At 61.5% G+C, this 18,831-nt stretch carries 18 protein-coding genes; 10 read left to right on the top strand and 8 right to left on the bottom strand.

Annotated elements, in window-relative coordinates:
- Window positions 1-93: 93 nt before the first annotated feature.
- Both EJV47_RS01625 and EJV47_RS01620 read right to left on the bottom strand, forming a co-directional pair.
- A complete protein-coding gene (locus EJV47_RS01625; protein WP_126691392.1) occupies window positions 94-1,122 on the bottom strand; it encodes a hypothetical protein in 1,029 nt (342 codons plus the stop codon).
- 127 nt (window positions 1,123-1,249) lie between these two features.
- Window positions 1,250-1,933, bottom strand: a complete 684-nt coding sequence (locus EJV47_RS01620) for a hypothetical protein (protein WP_126691391.1) — start codon at window positions 1,931-1,933, stop codon at window positions 1,250-1,252.
- Between the two features lie 399 nt (window positions 1,934-2,332).
- On the opposite strand from EJV47_RS01620, the gene EJV47_RS01615 reads away from it, so the two are divergent.
- Window positions 2,333-2,863 (top strand): hypothetical protein, encoded by a 531-nt coding sequence (locus EJV47_RS01615; protein WP_126691390.1) that lies wholly within the window; start codon window positions 2,333-2,335, stop codon window positions 2,861-2,863.
- Window positions 2,864-2,875: 12 nt separating this feature from the next.
- Here EJV47_RS01615 and EJV47_RS01610 read toward each other — a convergent pair whose 3' ends face one another.
- From EJV47_RS01610 to EJV47_RS01595, 4 genes are all read right to left on the bottom strand, one after another.
- Complete coding sequence (locus tag EJV47_RS01610; protein WP_126691389.1) at window positions 2,876-3,349, bottom strand: DinB family protein; 474 nt, start codon at window positions 3,347-3,349, stop codon at window positions 2,876-2,878.
- A complete protein-coding gene (locus EJV47_RS01605; protein ID WP_126691388.1) occupies window positions 3,346-4,347 on the bottom strand; it encodes a hypothetical protein in 1,002 nt (333 codons plus the stop codon). The genes EJV47_RS01610 and EJV47_RS01605 overlap by 4 nt, the downstream gene beginning before the upstream one ends.
- A gap of 131 nt (window positions 4,348-4,478) precedes the next feature.
- Complete coding sequence (locus EJV47_RS01600) at window positions 4,479-5,174, bottom strand: hypothetical protein (RefSeq protein ID WP_126691387.1); 696 nt, start codon at window positions 5,172-5,174, stop codon at window positions 4,479-4,481.
- 545 nt (window positions 5,175-5,719) lie between these two features.
- Window positions 5,720-7,060, bottom strand: a complete 1,341-nt coding sequence (locus tag EJV47_RS01595; protein WP_126691386.1) for a hypothetical protein — start codon at window positions 7,058-7,060, stop codon at window positions 5,720-5,722.
- A gap of 438 nt (window positions 7,061-7,498) precedes the next feature.
- On the opposite strand from EJV47_RS01595, the gene EJV47_RS01590 reads away from it, so the two are divergent.
- Window positions 7,499-8,356, top strand: a complete 858-nt coding sequence (locus EJV47_RS01590; RefSeq protein ID WP_126691385.1) for a DNA-methyltransferase — start codon at window positions 7,499-7,501, stop codon at window positions 8,354-8,356.
- On the opposite strand, the gene EJV47_RS01585 is transcribed toward EJV47_RS01590, so the two are convergent.
- Both EJV47_RS01585 and EJV47_RS01580 read right to left on the bottom strand, forming a co-directional pair.
- Window positions 8,353-8,946 (bottom strand): ScaI family restriction endonuclease, encoded by a 594-nt coding sequence (locus EJV47_RS01585; protein WP_126691384.1) that lies wholly within the window; start codon window positions 8,944-8,946, stop codon window positions 8,353-8,355. The two genes, EJV47_RS01590 and EJV47_RS01585, sit on opposite strands and share 4 nt — an antisense overlap.
- Window position 8,947: 1 nt before the next feature.
- Window positions 8,948-9,175, bottom strand: a complete 228-nt coding sequence (locus EJV47_RS01580; RefSeq protein WP_243650970.1) for a helix-turn-helix domain-containing protein — start codon at window positions 9,173-9,175, stop codon at window positions 8,948-8,950.
- A gap of 224 nt (window positions 9,176-9,399) precedes the next feature.
- Between EJV47_RS01580 and uvrA the strand changes: the two genes are divergently transcribed.
- The 8 genes from uvrA (at window position 9,400) to tpiA (ending at window position 18,766) form a co-directional block, all read left to right on the top strand.
- A complete protein-coding gene (gene uvrA / locus EJV47_RS01575) occupies window positions 9,400-12,234 on the top strand; it encodes an excinuclease ABC subunit UvrA (RefSeq protein WP_126691382.1) in 2,835 nt (944 codons plus the stop codon).
- 168 nt (window positions 12,235-12,402) lie between these two features.
- Window positions 12,403-12,882 carry a hypothetical protein gene (locus EJV47_RS01570; protein WP_126691381.1) on the top strand — a complete coding sequence of 160 codons (480 nt, stop codon included), beginning with the start codon at window positions 12,403-12,405 and terminating at the stop codon, window positions 12,880-12,882.
- Between the two features lie 179 nt (window positions 12,883-13,061).
- Window positions 13,062-15,131, top strand: a complete 2,070-nt coding sequence (locus tag EJV47_RS01565; protein WP_126691380.1) for a T9SS type A sorting domain-containing protein — start codon at window positions 13,062-13,064, stop codon at window positions 15,129-15,131.
- Between the two features lie 180 nt (window positions 15,132-15,311).
- Complete coding sequence (locus EJV47_RS29100) at window positions 15,312-15,422, top strand: PID-CTERM protein-sorting domain-containing protein (RefSeq protein ID WP_424321747.1); 111 nt, start codon at window positions 15,312-15,314, stop codon at window positions 15,420-15,422.
- A gap of 71 nt (window positions 15,423-15,493) precedes the next feature.
- The gene (locus EJV47_RS01560) at window positions 15,494-15,907 is read left to right on the top strand and encodes a DUF2251 domain-containing protein (RefSeq protein ID WP_126691379.1); all 414 of its coding nucleotides are present in this window, start codon (window positions 15,494-15,496) and stop codon (window positions 15,905-15,907) included.
- A gap of 55 nt (window positions 15,908-15,962) precedes the next feature.
- The gene (locus EJV47_RS01555) at window positions 15,963-16,766 is read left to right on the top strand and encodes a hypothetical protein (protein ID WP_126691378.1); all 804 of its coding nucleotides are present in this window, start codon (window positions 15,963-15,965) and stop codon (window positions 16,764-16,766) included.
- An 85-nt stretch (window positions 16,767-16,851) separates the two neighbouring features.
- Window positions 16,852-17,796 (top strand): tetratricopeptide repeat protein, encoded by a 945-nt coding sequence (locus EJV47_RS01550; RefSeq protein WP_165903576.1) that lies wholly within the window; start codon window positions 16,852-16,854, stop codon window positions 17,794-17,796.
- Window positions 17,797-18,001: 205 nt separating this feature from the next.
- Window positions 18,002-18,766 carry a triose-phosphate isomerase gene (gene tpiA, locus EJV47_RS01545; RefSeq protein WP_126691376.1) on the top strand — a complete coding sequence of 255 codons (765 nt, stop codon included), beginning with the start codon at window positions 18,002-18,004 and terminating at the stop codon, window positions 18,764-18,766.
- Window positions 18,767-18,831: the final 65 nt, after the last annotated feature.

Here is an 18,831-nt window from a genome sequence, read left to right as displayed (position 1 = left end):
GAAGATTACTCCGCGAGCGAGATGTCTCGACAAGCTCGACATGACGTGCCGGGGTAGCTCTGCATGAGGTCCTTGGTCCGGGTGCGGTGGAAGCTATTCCAGCAGGTTGCGGTAGCCCGCGTCCTTGGGCGGGTTTACCTCGCCGGGGCGGGGCTGGAAGGCGGGTACGTCGGGCTGGGCATCGAGCTGCACCAGCTTGAACTCGCCCTTGTTGTAGGCTTCGAGCATGGCCTGGCCCTTGTCGGAGAGGATGCCGTTCTGCACGTCCACCGAGTTGATGAAGTCCATCGACAAATCCATAGCCCGCTTCATCTCGCCCAGTTTCTGGCTCATGTCGTCCTGGATGTACTCCATCGACTCGTCGAAGTAAAACTTCTTGTCGGGGTTGCCCTTGAAGATGCTCACCGCCGTGCGCAGGGCGCTGGAGCTTTCCTTTACGATTTTGTACTCCACCTCCTTGAGCCGGACCTTGATTTCCGTCTCCTTGATGATGTAGTCGGCGCTCTGGTTGACCTTCTCCATAAAGGCCAGCACCACCTTCATGTTGCGCTGCAGCGGCAGCAGCTTCTCGTTCATCTGCTGCAGGCCCGCGCCCTCGATGGTCGCCAGCTGCGAGGCCTCCTTCATGCCCGGCCGGTCGGCCATTGATGAAGCTTTGTTGGCCTCGGCGAATTTCTGCTTGATGAGGTCGTTGTTCTCGTTGATTTTCTTGTTGAGCTTCACCAGCTGCCCGGCCAGGGTGTCAATCTGCCCCTGCATCTTCTGCCGCTTCTGCTTCAAATCGTCGATGTAAATCTTCAGAATGGCAATGGGGTCGAGCTGGATAATGAGCCCGGCCATTTTGCGCATCAGCGTCTTGAACAGGAAAAATGCCCCGGTGCGGATGTCGCGGCTGGTGAGCAGAAACACCAGCAGGGCCACCGCCCCCAGCAGCAAGCCCAGCTGCAGGGTGTTGCTGACCACCTTGATGAGAAACTCAACGATTTCGTTGAAGAAGTACAGCCCCACGCCGCCGGCCGCCACGATGACGGCCAGCCCCAGAATACCCTCGGGCCGCGACCAGAACGAACGTTTCTCCACGTCTGAGTTGCCGCCGATTTGCGAAAAGTCAGGAGTTGCCATGACGGTGAAATAGTGAAATGGTGAAGTGGTGAAATGGTGATTGGTGAGGTGGTGAGTGGATGTTCGGCAGGTGCTGCGCATTTTGCGCAAACGGAACGTCAACTCACCATTTCACCATTTCGCCATTTCACCGCAGGTAGCTGGCGAGCTTGCTCAGGTCGTCTTTGATTTGCTGGGTGAACACGGCGTAGGTGGCCTCGTAGTTCTGGCGGTTTTGCTGCAGCTTGGTGCTCTGCGCCGTGATTTCGCCGTCCATGGCCGTCAGCCGCTCGGTGTTGGCGGCCATCTTCTGCTGAATTTCCTGCAGCTGCTTGGCCAGGGCCTCGTTTTCGGCGCGCAGGTTCTGCTGTTCCTGCTGCAGCCCGCCCACGCGCTCCTTGATGGCCCCGTCCACGCTCTGCAGGAAAGCGTCGCGGTCCTGGCCCAGCACGTTCAGGTACTGGTTGGCCGTGTGCGTGAGCACCGCCACGTCGGCGGTGCCGCCCAGGGCCTTGAAGGAGGCCCAGGCGGCCTGGTACTGCTTTTCCTCGCTCAGGCCCAGCGTGCCCAGGCTGCGCAGCGCCTCCCGAAACTCGAAGTAGTCGGGGCCGGGCGGGTTGTTCTTGGCCAGCACGTCGGCCAGGTGCTGCGCAAACTTGGTGTCCACCGAGCCGGGCGGTAGTGGGGCGGCCGGCGGGGGCGTGCCGGCCAGGGGCTGCTGGCCGGCCGGACCAGCAGGGGCGGGGGCTGCGGCGGGCTGGCCGGGCGCCGCGTCGTCGGGCTTGATGAAGAAGCCGAGGATTTTGCGGCCGAGGTTGTCTTGATCGGGCATGGCAGCGGTTACGGAACGTGCGTAGCGCAATGTTACTGGTTCGGCGCGTTTATTTGCTAGCCGCCAAGCCAGATCTGTAGCGGATTTGTGAACAGTCCGGCCGGCAGGTAGCGCGGGCTTTAGCCCGCGTTTGGCCGCGCCGTCTGCGAATTCAGCAACGGAATCGTGCCGGCGGACGCGGGCTAAAGCCCGCGCTACCACAGGCAAGCCGGACCGCTTGCGAAACCGCTATAGCTCCTCTTCTTAGCTGAGCAGGGGTAAGTGGTGCTTGAAAAGCTGGAGCTAAAGAACGTTCGGACGTCAAAGTCAGCCATCCTTAGTTCCACGCCGCTTGCTTTCCTCCCCGGTTGAGGAGAGACTAACCGCTCCGCAACCCGGGGCTGCCTTACCCTCACTGATATGCTGCCCATCACCCTGTTGTTCGTCACCCTGTTCCGGCCGCCGCGGCCCCAGGCTGGCGAGCTGAGCGTGCGGGCCGAGCTGGTCGGCCGCAACAAGGACTACGAGGGCCAGAAAGGGGAGAAGGCGCTTTTCGTGCGCCTGGAGGTGCGCAACCAGGCCCACCGCCCCCTCACGTTCTACCAGATGTCCTGCTCCTGGACTGATTCCTGGGCCGTGGAAGGCGCCTACCACCTCTCGGTGCTGCTCTGCGACAAGGACGCTCCCACGCCCGTTACCCTGGCACCCCGACAGGCCATAGTCTATTACGGCCGCCTGCGCCCCCTCGGCTCGGCCCGCGCCACCACCCGGCCCGCCCGCCTGCGCCTGGCCTTCGTGCCCGGCTTCATCACCGGCGACCTGCTGGCCGGGCAGCCCTCGGCACGGCCGCTGGCCTACGCCGCCGCCCGGAAGCTGCCGGTGTTCGGGAGCAACAGCTTCACCACCGACTTCTACAACGACAGCTACCGGCTCAGCCCGCCGGGCCGGTAGTCCGTCGGGCCGTCAACTTGGCCCCGCCGGCCGCAGCAGCTTCTTGAGCAGCACCATCTGGCCCAGGTGGTGCGCGTGCTCCACCAGGCCCTGCAGGTTGCGGTAGTAGCTCCCGTGTTTCGGGTCCGTAAGATCCTCATCCAGCCGGCTTTCCGGCAACTGCTCAATCAGCGCGGCCAGGGACTCGGCCTGGCGGCCCGCCTGCTGCCGCAAAGCATCCCAATCACCCGCCGATTGAACGGGCGGCAGGTTGAAGGTGTAGGCGTCCTTGGCGGTGAGCGGGCCGCCCCGCAGCCCGCCCAGCACCGCCCCGGTATGGTAATCGACGTGGTAGAGCAGCGCGGCAATGGTATTGAAGCCCGGCCGCAGCGTGGTGGCTTCCCGCCAGCTCACGTCGGCCAGGGTGGCTTGCAGATTCACGCTGGTCCAGTTGCCGCCGAAGTACACGGCGCGCTGGTGCCGGGCAAGCTCAGTGGGCAGGTTCATAGTTTCACGGCTAATGCTTGCTGCTTTTGGTGCTCGGGCATATAGCCGAGGATGTATTGCGCATTGGCTAGGCAGGCGTCCGCACTATAATTCGTATAGATAAACAGCGGCTGGCCTCTGTATTGCGTTTTGAAGCTGCCGATTCCGGCGGGAAACGGCTGATGAGCAAAAAGCTTGGTTTTCTTGCCCGCCCGGTCAGGGAAAGGAATCGACAAGTCCGGACGGTTTTCCAGCACAAATTCGCAGGCCCTTACCAAGACATCCTTCCACGTCTTCACCGGCTGCACCGTACCATCCGGCAGGCGCAGCTGCGTCGGCTTCTGGCCGGGCTGCAGCTGCAGCGTATTAACCTGCGTCAAGGGCACGAAGCCATCCGGCACTGCCTCGGCTTTCGTGGGCTTACCAACTTTCGGGGCGCGGGCTCTGGACTTGGCCGCGGCTGCCTCAGCCACCGCCGGCTCCCGCAGTGGCGGAGCAGGCAGCGGGTAGCCGGGCTGGAGCTGCGAAAAATAGCCGAACTGGGCCGCGTCCAGCCACCCAACCAGCTCCAGTGCCGCCGTGGCGGCGTCTGCTTCCTGCAGATTGATGGTTTCCATTGGGTGGAACTGCGAATGAGCGGGCGAGTAGTAGTGCCACTGCAGGCCATCGGTAATGAACAGCCGGCGGGGTTTAAGCGAAAAGGCGTAGCCGATAGCGGCCCCCACGTGGCCCAGCTTATCCAGCTGCTCGTGCAGGCATTTGGCTTCGATAACGACGGCTACGGTGCCCGCAGCGTCTTTCAGCAGGTAGTCCAGCTTCTGCTTGTTGGCCACCACGTGCTCCGGCTCCACCATCCGCACATTGGCCGTATCCCAGCCCAGGGCGCGCAGGATGGGGTCAATAAGCGCAGCCCGGGTAGCGGCCTCATTCTTTTTCAGCAGATCGGCGTTGTTGACGGCCTGTAGGCGCACAGATTGTATCACACTGATAAGTGTACCGAGAGGACTGGAAAGCAGCATAGCGGGAAATCAACGGCAGCGGGTCGGCAATGTTAAGCAATCGGGAAGTTCGTTTGACGCCGGCCAGACACCAACCGGCCCGGCCCGCAACGTGCGGACCGGGCCGGTACTCCTGGGCCTGCTCGCCCCCGCTACCCCGCCACCACCGGGCGCGCCGCGTCCGGGGCCGCTACGGGCGTCGGAGCCACCACGTACTCGCGGGCCTTGGTGGCATCCGTCAGCTTCCAGTACGAGTCGCCGGCCGCGCACAGCTGCACCAGCTGCCGGTACAGCCCGTTGCCAAACAGGATGCGCGCCCGCGTGGCCCCGCTGCGGGTGCTTTCGGCCTCCTTGCGGTCGGCCAGGCTCTCCACGAAAGCCGCGTTCTGCGTCTCCACCTCCGTCAGCAGCGCCTCCGTTAGTCCCTGCTCCGCGTACTCCTCCAGGTACTTGCGCCCCTGCTTCACCAGCATCGTGGCCGCCAGGTGCAGCTTGGCGTCGCTAAGGTTGGGCACGTTGGCGGCCCCGAAGCGCTTGTAGCTGGCCGTACGCGGGTCGTGCTTCATGGCCACAATCCCCAATACCGCCTGCATAGCCGTTTCCAGCGCCACGCGCACCGCGTCTTTTTCCTCCGTCACGGCCGCACCCTCCTGCTGCACCACCGAATCAGGCTCCATCTCCCCAAAATCTGCCGTGTCGTCTTTGAATTTCTGAATGCGCTGCGGCGTCACGCCGCGCTTAGCCAATTCGGCCGCGTCGCGGTCCAGGGCCGTGTGTAAATCCAGGCAGCGCTGCCACAGATCGGCCTGGGTAAAGGGGTACTCGGCAATCGGATTCTTGTCAAGCATGACGGTAAACATGAAGTGGTGGAAAAATGCCCGGCCCGCCGCCCGATAAGCCCCGGCCCGAGTGCCGAAAAGCTACCCAATCCCATCCGAAGCTCCAACCACCGCTCTCGAAATTCCATCCACACCTCCCGAAGCACCGCTCACAGCAACCCAAGCTCCCTCCACGGCTCCCGAAGCTCCCTCCATAGCACCCGAAGCTTCTCCAACAGCAACCGAAGCTCTTTCCACAGTCCCCGAAGGTCTTTCAACAGCTATTTCCGCCTCTTCGGGTGTTGTGGACGGCTTTTTGGAGCCTGTGGCCGCCGCTTTGGGCATCGTTGGTAGCGTTTCAGGGCCTGGGGGCGGGCCTTCGTACCCGGCCGCTGCAGTTTCGGTCGGTGCCGCCGCTGCTTCGGTTGGGGCGGGTGGTTTGTAGGGCTGGTAGGGGCGGGTATGAAAAACCGCGCCGCCTGGTGGGGACCAGGCGGCGCGGGATTAAGAAAGTAAAATGCTGAGAAAAGGACCGCATTTTATATTGAATATTTTAATATCCTTAATGGTTGTGCTTAATTTGTTGACGGTTTTAAGCTTGATATAGGTGAGAATATAGAGCCAAGCTGTGTAGCATCAAATGTTTTAGAAAGAGTGAAATTAAATGCTGTAACTTCATTTTTTCTAATAAATGCTTCTGCTCCAAGGCTTATTCCAATACTTTTTTGAGTGGCAAACATTCGCATTTGTGCGTATGGTTCTATGTAGTTGTCGAATCTATACACTGACCCTGCGCCCCTTGTTTCGGAATATGAAATTAGCTTTGAAAATGAACTTATTCCTGTTGTTAAATGAGTTTTGATATTTATTGTATTTGTATCATATATCCATAATAAGCCTAAATTGATGTTTCCTGAACTTGTTCTATATGAAATTTTTTCTGGGAGAAAAGTGGTGCCTAGTCCGCCGTAACCTTTAATAGTGTCAGGTCTGGATGTCCTTGCGAAAAAAGTTGTGTCTAAATAATCGTATTTGTATCTAATATTCACATTAGACGTAGATACTAGCATTCCTAGTGTTAGGAAGTAATTATGCTCCTGAAATGTATTTATATTGTACATCAAATCAAATTGACAGGCTACTGGATCTATGGTTTGTATTGTTGTGCGTCGATATGTTCCTTGCGTGATTGTATATAGGTTACTTCCTATTAAGGGTCTTTTTACACTAGAAAAGGGTAACCCCGTTGAGGCTGTATCCACAGCATAATATCTATTTCGGTAGAATGCTATTTGTCCGAATAATGATTTGTCTTTCGCTTTCTTTGTTTCCTTTGTTTCTTTCCACTCTGCTATTTTGAAAATAGTATTGATTCTAATAAATAGTTCTTGTGGCTTTACATCGTTTAGTAAATCGAAATTTGTTCCTGTTAGTACCCAGAACTCAAAATTTTTATTGTTGGATACGTTGTTTTGTACTGGTTTTATAATTATAATCATTTGCTTTAAAGATTTTGGAACTGGTTTGCTGTCTTTATCTAAGATTTCGGCATTAATTGTTAATGTCTTTTCTTGTAATGCATCAACAGGAAGATTTAAGGTAAAAGAAATTCCGTTTTCTACAACGTTGCTATCAATCTTGAATTTATTCTCTAAAGGCAATTGAATTTTTGTTAAATCTATAGTTGATTCATATTTATCCTGGCTAGGATAAATATGAATTTTTTTATCACTGTTAATCAGGCTTTTATCAACTGTTACTATGATTGTTGTTGTTTTTGTATTGGTATTCGATTCTAGGGTCAAAATTCTTTCTTGTTTAAAAGACAGGCCTTTTTCATCTTGGCATTGACCACTGTTTGAAAAAAGTGTCAATATCAAGGTAATGAAAAGCAGTGGTGTTGTGAGAGTTTTCATAGAGTGGAATGATGATTTGTACTATGCAAGTCTACCCCAATACACCCCACCGCGCATCAGTGCTACCACTGAATCTACCCTCGCCCCTGCGTACCTTCGCCGGCCCGTCCCGCGGCTAACGCCGTTAGCCGAAACCTTCGCGGTGGGAAACGCTGTTAGAGGAACCTATGGCCCAGCAGAACCTGCAAGTAGCCGCCCCGGCGGCCGCTGTTTCGGCGGCGGCAGCTTCGGGTGTGGCCAACGGAGCTTCGGGCGCTCTGGTAGGATGATAAAAGCCCGTGCCGCCTCGTTGGGGCCGGGCGGCGTGAGGAAGACAACGGGCAGACGACCAGTACCCGCTTCCCGTAAGGGAAGCGGGTAGGCAGAAAGTCCCAACGCCAGCTATTGCATAAGTTAGGTATGGTCCGTATTTTTGTATACTAAAGTTAGCACACCAGCATGAGCAGACTCGCCCTATTGAAGGACGCTTTGGGTCAACCCTACTACGAGAGTGATTCGGCAATCATTTACCACATGGATTGCGCCGAAGGGCTGCGTAAGCTCCGGGAAAAAGGCGTGGAGATAGATGCCACGATAACCAGCCCACCTTACAACATTGGCAAGGCGTACGAAGAAATCAAGCCGGTGGAGGAGTTTGTAAGCTGGCTGGTCGAGGTGAGTAATGCCATTTCTGCAATTACCCGCGAGAATGGCAGCTACTTATTGAACGTGGGTTATCTGGAAGTTCCGGGCAAGGGGCGGGCGGTGCCTATTACCTATTTGCTTTGGGATAAGATCAACTTTTTCTTAAATCAGGAAATCGTATGGAATTATGGGGCTGGGGTGGCGGCCAGGCACTATTTGTCGCCGCGGAACGAGAAGGTGTTGTGGTACGTCAAGAACAGCCGGGATTACACGTTTAATCTGGATGCTATCAGGGACCCGGACGTGAAATATCCCAACCAAAAAAAGAATGGCAAGCTGCGCTGCAATACGCTCGGAAAAAATCCTTCCGACGTTTGGCAGATAGCCAAAGTTACCTCGGGTGCCAACCGCTCGTCCGAAGAGCGGACCACGCACCCGGCGCAATTTCCCGTTGATTTAATCACGCGGCTGGTATTGGGCTTTACCAACGAGGGCGACGTGGTGCTGGACCCGTTCATGGGTTCGGGAACGACGGCGCAGGTATGCGCGGCCCATAACCGCTACTCTATCGGCTTTGAGTTGCGCGAAGATTACTGCGAAATTATTGCTGCCCGGTTGGCGGCTGAGGCGAAAGCCAAAGCGTTACAGGCGATGACGCCAATGCTGTTTTAAGGAGCTTTGTAGATTTGCCGGAGCTTATGAGCATACACGTCCGGCCCAAGTCGCGCTTGCTGCCCGGTTTCCGATTTTTGGGCAATCCAATCGGTATGGTCCAGATAGCCAAAGCGGATTAGCAAGATCTTGGGGCGGCCTTTAGCCGTTTTGAAGTTTTCGAAATTGATAGTAATGTAATATCCGCTTTTGCCTTTTTTGCCAGCACTTGATTGCGGCTGCGCGTAGCTTCTATTGGCAAATATCTGACTCTTGTGTGAAGATGCTTTTATTTCGATGGAATACTGCGCATCACTTACATGCTGAATGTCTTTGTCAGCTTTGTCAGTACCGACTTTGTATACGCCTGGGTGCCGAAGACTCAGATAGTGTGCAACCAGTTCGTGCAGGAAAAAGCTCATGATCTGGGGGGCAGGAAATATATCTTTACCAATATAGAAGGACCCTATACTGGATTCAAATATATCGTCCCATGATTTCAAAACTACATCCCTAATTTCATCGGCACTTAATGGGTGATTTTTGATAAGACTATCGGTAATACCGGACCATTCGGCTACACCGGTGCCGTGGTAAGGGAAGGCGGGCATGTTAGTATTTTTTAAGTAATTCAATGATGCCTACATTCAGCGCATTGGCAATTTTTTCCATGTTGATGAGCGTGATATTCTTTTCCGCTCTTTCTATCATGCCGATATAGGTTCGGTGAAGATTGGCTTTAAAAGAAAGCTGCTCCTGCGAAAGGCCTTGGGCCTTGCGCAACGTGCGGACGGCCTCGCCGAACTGAATCAATATTGGTTGCTTCATAAATTGGCGCACGACCCTCGGGCACAGCGGCAAAGCTATTTTTAGTATGCAGCGCGGACAACATACTATAGTTGGCATTTGCCTTTATGCGCTGCACTTGTCGCGCTGGAGTCTTTGTGGCTTATGAACGTCGGGCCTCACTTCTACCCTCGCCCCTGCGTACCTTCGCCGGCCCGTCCCGCGGCTAACGCCGTTAGCCGAAACCTTCGCGGTGGGAAACGCTGTTAGAGGAACCTATGGCCCAGCAGAACCTGCAAGTAGCCGCCCCGGCGGCCGACCCGATTGACCAACTCGATCCGCGCGAGTTCATCATCATCAAGAACGCGCGGGTGCACAACCTCAAGAACCTGAGCGTGGCTTTCCCGCGCAACAAGTTCATCGTCGTCACGGGCCTGTCGGGCTCGGGCAAGTCCTCGCTGGCCTTCGACACGCTCTACGCCGAGGGGCAGCGCATGTACGTGGAGAGCCTGAGCAGCTACGCCCGGCAGTTTCTGGGGCGCATGGACAAGCCCGACGTGGACTACATCCGCGGCATCTCGCCGGCCATTGCCATCGAGCAGAAGGTGACCGTGCGCAACAACCGCTCGACCGTCGGCACCAGCACCGAGATATACGACTACCTCAAGCTGTTCTTCGCCCGCGTGGGGCGTACCTACTCGCCTGTATCGGGCCAGGAAGTGCGCAAGGACCAGGTGGCCGACGTGGTGGACTACCTCATGGGCCTGGCGGAGGGCACCCGCGTGATGGTGCTGGCCCCGCTGCTGCCCGCCGAGGAAGGCCGCCCGCTGCGCAAGGAGCTGGATTTGCTTTTGCAGAAAGGCTACGCCCGCGTGATTATCAACGGCGAAATGGCCTTTATCGAGGACCTGCTGGCCGAGGGGCAGCCCGAGCCCCAGGGCGAGGTGCAGATTATGATTGACCGCGCCGTGATTCAGCCCGGCGACGAGGATTTGCAGTTCCGCCTCTCCGACTCGGTGCAGACGGCCTTTTTCGAGGGCCACGGCACCTGCTTGGTAAAGCTCACCGACGAGACGCGAACCTTCTCCGACCGCTTCGAGCTGGATGGCATCGAGTTCGAGGAGCCGAGCGTGAACTTCTTCACCTTCAACAATCCCTACGGCGCCTGCCAGCGCTGCGAGGGGTTCGGCTCGGTGCTGGGCATCGACCCGGACCTGGTGATTCCCGATAAAACCCTGACCGTGTTTGAGGGGGCCGTGGCGCCCTGGCGCACCGAGAAGCAGAGCGAGTGGCTGAAGCCGCTGCTCAAGAACGGTATCCGCTTCGACTTCCCGATTCACCGGCCTTATAACGAGCTGACCGAGGCCGAGCAGCGCCTGCTGTGGGAGGGCAACAAGTACTTCCAGGGCCTGAACGACTACTTCGACTGGGTGCAGGAGCAGACCCACAAGATTCAGTACCGGGTGCTGCTGAGCCGCTACCGGGGCCGCACCGTGTGCCCCGACTGCCGCGGCACCCGCCTGCGCAAGGATGCCCAGTACGTGAAGGTGAACGGCCGCAGCATCAGCGACATCGTGCTGATGCCCATCAGTGACGCGCTCAACTTCTTCGATAACCTTTCGCTCACCGAGCACGAGAAAGGCGTGTCGGACCGGCTGGTGACGGAGGTGCACAACCGCCTGAGCTACCTGGTGCGCGTGGGTTTGGGCTACCTCACGCTCAACCGCCTGTCGAATACGCTGTCGGGTGGGGAGTCGCAGCGCATTCAGCTGGCTACCTCGCTGGGCTCGGCGCTGGTGGGCTCGATGTACGTGCTCGATGAGCCGAGCATTGGCCTGCACCCCAAGGACGCGGAGCAGCTCATTGGGGTGCTGCGCAGCCTGCAGCAGCTGGGCAATACCGTGGTGGTGGTGGAGCATGAGGAGAAGATGATGGAGGAAGCCGACCAGATTATCGACATCGGGCCGGAAGCCGGCTCGGGTGGCGGTAACCTGATGTTCCAGGGCACTTATCAGGAAATCCTCGCCGACGACAAAACATACACCGGGCAGTACCTCAGCGGCAAGCTGGAAGTGCCGGTGCCGGCGGTGCGCCGGCCCTGGCGCAACGCGCTGGAGGTCGTCGGGGCCCGCGAAAACAACCTGAAGAACCTCACGGTGAAGTTTCCGCTGGGCGTGATGACGGTGGTGACGGGCGTGTCCGGTTCGGGCAAGTCGACGCTGGTGAAGCGCATTCTGTATCCGGCCTTGGCCCGGCACCTGGGCGGCACGGCGTCGGAGTCGATGGGCAAGTTCGACAAGCTGGGCGGCGACCTGTCGGCCGTGTCGCACGTGGAGTTTGTCGACCAGAACCCCATCGGCAAGAGCAGCCGCTCGAACCCGGTGACCTACGTGAAGGCCTACGACGCCATCCGCACGCTCTTTGCCGACCAGCCGCTGGCCAAGGCCCGGGGGCTGAAACCCTCGCATTTCTCCTTCAACATCGAGGGTGGCCGCTGCGAGGTGTGCCAGGGCGAAGGGCAGGTGAAGATTGAAATGCAGTTCATGGCCGACATCTTCCTGACCTGCGAGGCCTGCGGCGGGCGCAAGTTCAAGCAGGACATCCTGGAAGTGAAGTACAAGGACCGCAGCATCGACGAGGTGCTGGAGCTGACGGTGGAAGACTCCCTGGACTTCTTCGCCGACCAGCCCAAGGTGGCCGAGCGCCTGAAGCCGCTCAACGACGTGGGCCTGGGCTACATCCGCCTGGGGCAGTCGGCCAACACCCTCTCGGGCGGGGAGGCCCAGCGCGTGAAGCTGGCCTCGTTCCTGACCAAGGGCAACACGCTGCAGTCGGACAAAATCCTGTTCGTGTTCGACGAGCCGAGCACCGGCCTGCACTTCCACGACATCAACAAGCTGCTCACGGCCCTGAACGCGCTGGTGGAGCAGGGCAACTCGGTGCTCATCATCGAGCACAACATGGACATCGTGAAAGCGGCCGACTGGCTCATCGACCTCGGGCCCGAAGGCGGCATCAACGGCGGACACCTCTTGTTCGAGGGCACGCCGGAGGACTTCGTGAAGCTCAAGCACCAGAACCACACGGCCCGGTTCCTGGCCGAGAAGCTGTAGCGCGGGCTTTAGCCCGCGTCCGCCCGAACGAAACCACTGGAACGTCCTTCAGCGCATTCTGGGCATCAAGCAGAATGCGCTGAAGGACGTTCTGATTTTTTATCCGGCAGCCGAGGCACAACCCGGCGGGGAAAATCGTAACTTCTTGGCAAGCAACCGCTCCGGCTAATGATAGTGCACGACATACCCGTGATTCAGCTGCAGCACGACGCGCTGGCGGCGCTGCTGCGGGCCGCGTGGCGCCGGGGCTGCCGCCTGCCCGATTTCGTGCCGGCCCTCACGCAGCTGGTCACTTTCAGCCGGCAGCACGGGGTGCGGCACTGGCTGATGAACATCGACAACCTGCCGCCCATGGGCCCGGTAGAGCAGGCCTGGATTCTGGAAAGCTGGTTTCCGGCCATGCGCGCCACGCCGGTGCAGAACCTGGCCCTGGTGTTGCCCTCCGACCTGCACAACCACATGGTGGCCACCGCGCCGGTGTTCAACCCGCCCGCGGCTATATCCTTCGAGCTGCACTTCTTCCCCGACGACGCCACGGCCTTCGACTGGCTGCTGGAGGGCAACCCGCGCCGCGCCGCGCTGTGGCAGGAGTGGGAAGCCGAGCTGGACCGCCTGCACCGCGACGCCCCCGACTGCGCCGACGCCTAAAGCTAACACCAGGCCTTCGGTTGGCCGGATTTTGTGCAAGAATAGAGAGGAAAAGTATAGGTTGATGGCCGGTTTTTGGTACCTTAAAAGAAGGCGCCGGCTGAGCGACCGGTACGCGACGCGGCCGGCAGCTCTCGGCCACCGTCGTGTCTGCCTTCCCACCTTATTCCTGCCCTCGTATGCCCCAATACCTACTTCTTACCCGTCGGCTCGGTCAAGTTGCTCTTAGCGGTGTGCTGGCCCTGTGGCTCAGCACCACGACGCTGGTGCGGGCTCAGAACAGCCCCGTCATTACTTCCTTCCAGACCGTCGGGGGCGCCTACCAGGACTTGACGGTGGCCAGCGGCGGCTACGCCCTGATGACGGCCAATACCGGGGCGCTGGGCACCATCCGGGTGATGGACGGGGGCACCCTTCACACCAACGGCTACCTCGTCGGCGGCGGCAACTTCGAGCTGCAGGCCGGCGGCACGCTCGTGGTGACGGCCTCCGATGGCATTGCTGCCTCCGGCGGGCTGGGCAGCGTGCGTAACATCACGCGGCAGTTCAGCCCCGATGCCAACTACGAATACCGGGCCGTGCTGACCATGATTAGCGGGCCGGGGGCACAGTTTACCGGTAGCGGACTGCCCTCGCGGGTCCGAAGTCTGACGGCGGACGTGCAGAACCTGCAGGGGCCGCCGCAAAACAATGCTCTGGTACTGAGCAACGGCGTCAGCGTGGCCCAGCGCCTGGTAATACTGGGCTCGACTTTGGTCCGGACGGATTTTCTTGCCAGCGGCTCCCTCACGCTACTGTCGGACCCAATAGCCGGCACGGCCCTGCTGGATGACCGCAGCACGGCGCCGGCGCCCCTGATTGGGCCCCTTGTCATCCAGCGCAGCATCAATCCGGGCCTCAACCCGGGTGCGGGCTACCGGCACTTGTCGGCCCCGGTACAGGGCGCAACGGTAGCCAGCCTGACTACGGCCGGCTTTACGCCCGTGGTGAACCCGGCCTATAACTCCACCGCAGTACCGGGCAGCGTGACGCCCTTTCCCACCGTGTTCGGCTACGTGCAGGCGCGGCTGGCCAGCAGCCCGGCCACGGGGCTCAGCAGCTTCGACAAGGGCTGGGAGTCGCCGGTGACCCTGAGCAGCCCCCTGGAAATTGGGCGGGGCTACACCGTGAACCTGCCCGCCAGCAGTGTGCTGAGCTTCCGGGGCACGCCGAACCTGGGCGACGTGGCTCTGGCTCTAGCCCGCGGCACCGACGCAGAAAGTGGCTGGCAACTGCTGGGCAACCCCTTCCCCTCGCCGCTTGACTGGCGCCAAGTGACTATCCCCACCGGCCTCGACGGGGCCGTGTGCGTGTACCAGAGCACTGGCCAGTATACGGGCCGCTATCGTAGCTACATTAACGGGGTGGGCAACCCGGTGCTGCCGCTGGGCCAGGCCTTTTTCGTGCGCGTCAGTCAGCCCGGCTCGGTGGTAAACCTCACTTTACCGCGCAGTGCCCGCCTCACGCAATTTGGGCAGGAAGCCCCGTTGCAGCGCGGGGTGGAAACCCGGCCGCTGGTGCAGCTCACGCTGGGCGCCGCCGGCAGCGCGGCCGACGAGACGTACGTGTACTTCGAGGCCGGCGCCACGGCCGGCGTGGATGCGGGCTACGACGCGCTGAAGCTGCAGCCCGGCGCCGCTGGCATGCCCGCCCTGTGGAGCCTGGCCGCCGGGGCCGAGCAGGCCATCAACGGCCTGCCCGCGCTGACGAGCCGCACCGTGGTGCCGCTGGGCCTGCTGCTGCCCCAGGCCGGCAGCTACAGCCTGGAAGCGGCCCAGCTGCTGAACCTGGCCGCCGCCCGCGTGTACCTGCACGACGCGCAGACCGGCCAGCTCATCGACCTGCGCCGGCAGCCGCGCTACGCCTTCACCGCTGGCACCGCGGGCCGGCTGACGAGCCGCTTCGAGCTGCGCTTCGAGCCGCTGCGGCCCACCGCCAGCGCGGCGGCCCTGAGCGCGGCCAGCGTGAGCGTGTACCCCAACCCGGCCCGGGAGCAGTTTGCGGTGCGGGTGCCGGCCGTGCCCGGTGCCCGGCAGCTGCAGGCCACCTTGCTCAACGCCCTGGGCCAGACGGTGCAGCGGCAGACGGCCGAGCTGCCCAGCGCCGGCCGCCAGCTAAGCTTCGATGTGCGCGGGCTGAAAGCCGGGGTGTACACCCTGCGCCTGCAGGCCGGAGCCGAAACCCTCACCAAGCGCGTGGTCATCAACTAACAACGGCGGGCACCCGTCCGGCCGCGGTGGCTTAAAAGCGAGGAAACGCCGCGGCTCGGGTGGGTGCTTTAGCCCTCCAACCCTTTCCCTCCACATGAAAAACTTGCTTTCGTAGCCCTGCTGGGCTTCAGCGTATGCGGCGCGGCCCGGGCCCAGACCGACCCCGGCTCGGGCGGCCCCGTGCCCGGCGACCCGCCCGCCGACCCCACGGCCGTACCCCTCGATGGGGGCGCCTCGCTGCTGCTGGCCGGCGGCGCGGCGTACATGCTCAGCGCCTTGCGCCGCCGCTAAACACCCGCTACGCCCATTCCCGTACAGCAGAAGGAGCCGCATTCCCGCGGCTCCTTCTTTGTTTTTGCCCTATGGCCTCCACGACGGAAGAACAGTTTCTCATCGGGCAGCCCGCGCCGGGTGCCGACAACCGCCTGCTCAGCAGCGCTGCCGCGCACGGCGGCTACGAGGTGATGTTCGAGGACGACGGCAGCACCGGCTACGTCTACGCCATCAGCAACAAGCCCGGCCCGGAGCTGCTCGACGCGCTGCACATCTACAACGTGGCCGACATTGCCGACCGGCAGGTGCCCGTCACGGCCAGCATCGTCTGGAACGAAGCTGGGGACGCCGCCGCCTTTGTCCTGAACGGCTACTGCCACGCCCTCTACGACTTCCGCCAGCGGGCCGGCTTCTGCCGCACGGGCTTCCCACCGCCCCGGCAGGAGCAAGACGCCCCGCGCGAGCTGACCGACGAGCTGGTCGACCAGTATTTTTCCGCCTGAGCCCCACCGACCTCACTGCCGGCCGATGCGTCCGGCCCCACCTTGCTGTGCCGCCATGCAAACCCTCGCCACCTCTGCTACTTACTCCGCCCCCTCGGCCGCCCGCTTCTGGCGCTGGCTGGCCGCCGCAGCCGTCTTCGGCTGCATCCTGCTGAATTACTGGTGGAACGCCTGCCCCGCCAACGGGCAGAACATGGGCCAGGTCTCGGCCCAGTACCCCACGCTGCTCACGCCGGCGGGCTGGGCCTTCAGCATCTGGGGGCTGATTTTCCTGGCCCTGGCCGTGTACGCGGTGTGGCAGCTGCTGCCGGCCCAGCGGCAGAACCCGCTGCCCGACGCGGTGGCCGCCCCGGTAACCGTAGCCAGCCTGGCCGCCGGGCTGTGGGTAGTCGGCTTCAGCTACGAGCTGATTGCCCTCTGCACCGTGCTGATGCTGACCACGCTGGCAGCGCTGGTGCTGGGCTACGGCCGGGCCCGGCACCTGGTACTGGCAGGTTCGTCGCCGCACCCGTCGAGCTGGCCGCTGTCGTTGTTTCTGGGCTGGATTTCGGTGGCGACGGTCATTAACGTGACCATTGCCCTGCGCGAGCTGGGCTGGACTACGCCCGCCAACGTGAGCATTCTGCTGAGCGTGGTGCTGCTGGCGGTGGTCTTGCTGCTGGGCCTCGCGCTGGCCTTCCGCTTCCGCGACGCGGTGTACCCGCTGGTACTGGCCTGGGGTCTGCTGGGCATCTGGGCGGCCCGCCGCGCCGCGGTGCCCGAGCTGAGCTGGCTGGCCCTGGCCGAAGCGGTGCTGCTGGCGCTGGGGGCCGGGCTGGTGCTGGCGCGCAGCCTGCGCCCGCCGCGGCGCAGCAGCTAAGCTCGTCCGCAGCGCGTAGCCGCCCGGGCCGTAGCTTTGCGGGATGCGCGCATGGCGGAAACTTGGACGGCTGCTTGGACTTGCGGTGCTGCTGAGCAGCGGCCCGCTGGCCGGCCGCGCCCAGTCCGACCAGCGCAGCATCGACAGCCTGCAGCAGCGCCTGGCCACGGCTGCACCCGATACCAACCGCGTGCAGCTGCTCGACGAGCTGTGCTGGCAGCTCAACAAAACCGACCTCGCCCGGGGCCGGCGCTACGGTGAGCAGGGCCTGCGCCTGGCCCGGCGCCTGCAGGACCGGCGCGGGGAGCTGCGCTGCCTGAACGATTTGGGCACCTGCTGCTTTTACGCCGGCGACTACCCGGCCGTCACGCGCTACTACCTGGCCGCCCGCCGCCTGGCCCGGCAGCTGGGCCACCGCCGCATCGAAAGCTTTGCCTACAACGGGCTGGCCAATATCCAGAGCCAGCGGCAGGAGTTGGCCGCCGCCCAGCCCAACTACGAGGCCGCCCTGCAGCGCGCCGCCACGCCCGCCGAGGAGGCCCTGTCTGCCAGCAACCTCGGCAACCTGCTCATCCAGCGCCGGCAATTCGCGGCGGCTGAGCGCTACACCCGGCAGGCGCTGGCCTTGTACCGGCAGCTCGGGCAGCAGCCCAGCGAGTCGCGCTGCCTGTCCAACCTGGGCCTGAGCAGCTGCGAGCAGGGCCGCTGGGGGGCCGCGCAGCTCTACCTGGAGCAGGCCCTGCGCATCGACCGGGCGCTCAGCAGCACCTGCGACGTGGCCCGCGACCTGAACCAGCTCGGCGACATCCTCAGCCACACGGGCCAGCCCGAGGCAGCGCTGGATACGCTGCGCCGGGGCCTGCGCTACGCCCGCCGCTGCGGCGACCTGCCCCAGGTGGTCGACGGCAACATCGTCGTGGGCACGGCCTGGGTATCGGCCGACAACACGGTGAAGGTGCGGCTGGCGAATATGCGCTCCATCTCGCCAACGGTGGGCACGGGCTCGTACTGCATTACCGTCGTTCAGTAAGCGTGGCCCAGGGCCTTTCCCGGACTGCTGACGCGTTGCCAGGGGCCGGGCGGGCCGCCCGGCCTACGCGGCCACTGCTTCCATAAACAAGTCCGGCCGGCGGGCTGCCCTGCACGAGGGGCGGCTTGCCGGCCGCGGCGTTGAGGGCGGAGCCGGGCAATTGCGTTTCTTTGCGGCTCACCATTCCCCTCTGAGCTTTCTGATTATGCGCAAGAACATTGTCGCCGGCAACTGGAAGATGAACACCACCCTGCAGGACGCGCAGGCCCTGGTGTCGGAAATCGTGCACATGGTGCAGGACGAAGCGGCTTCCTCGCCGGCCGAAGTGGTGATTTGCCCGCCCTTCCCGCTGCTGCCCGTGGTGGGCCGCCTGCTGCCCGAGGGCGGCAAGCTGCACCTGGGCGCCCAGAACTGCCACCAGAAGGAAAGCGGCGCCTTCACCGGCGAGGTGTCGGCCAAGCTGCTGGCCTCCATCGGCACCGAGTACGTTATCCTGGGCCACTCCGAGCGCCGCCAGTACTTCCGCGAAGACGACGAGCTGCTGAGCCAGAAGCTGAAAGCCGCCCTCGGGGCCGGCCTGAAGCCCATCTTCTGCGTGGGCGAGTCCCTGGAAACGCGGGAGGCCGACGAGACTTTCAAGTTCATCGAAAAGCAGCTGAAAGACGGCCTGTTTCACCTCTCCAACGAGGAGTTTGCCCAGGTCGTCATTGCCTACGAGCCCATCTGGGCCATCGGCACGGGCAAAACGGCCACCAGCCAGCAGGCCCAGGAAGTCCACGCCTTCATCCGCGAGCAGGTGGCCCGCGCCTACGACGCCGAACAGGCCCAGAACACCACCATCCTCTACGGCGGCTCGGCCAACGCCCAGAACGCCCGCGAGCTGTTCAGCCAGCCCGACGTCGACGGCGGCCTCATCGGCGGCGCCTCGCTCAAGTCCCGCGACTTCACCGAGATTATCAAGTCGTTCTAAAAGCTGCGGACGGCTTATCAGAAACGGCCGGAATAGAACGTCATGGCGAGCGAAACCGGGACATC

Origin of the sequence: Hymenobacter gummosus, from assembly GCF_003970915.1 — a bacterium.
Lineage (GTDB): Bacteria > Bacteroidota > Bacteroidia > Cytophagales > Hymenobacteraceae > Solirubrum > Solirubrum gummosum.
Note: the sequence above shows the minus strand (reverse complement) of the source record. Positions and strands in the feature narration are given on the sequence as shown.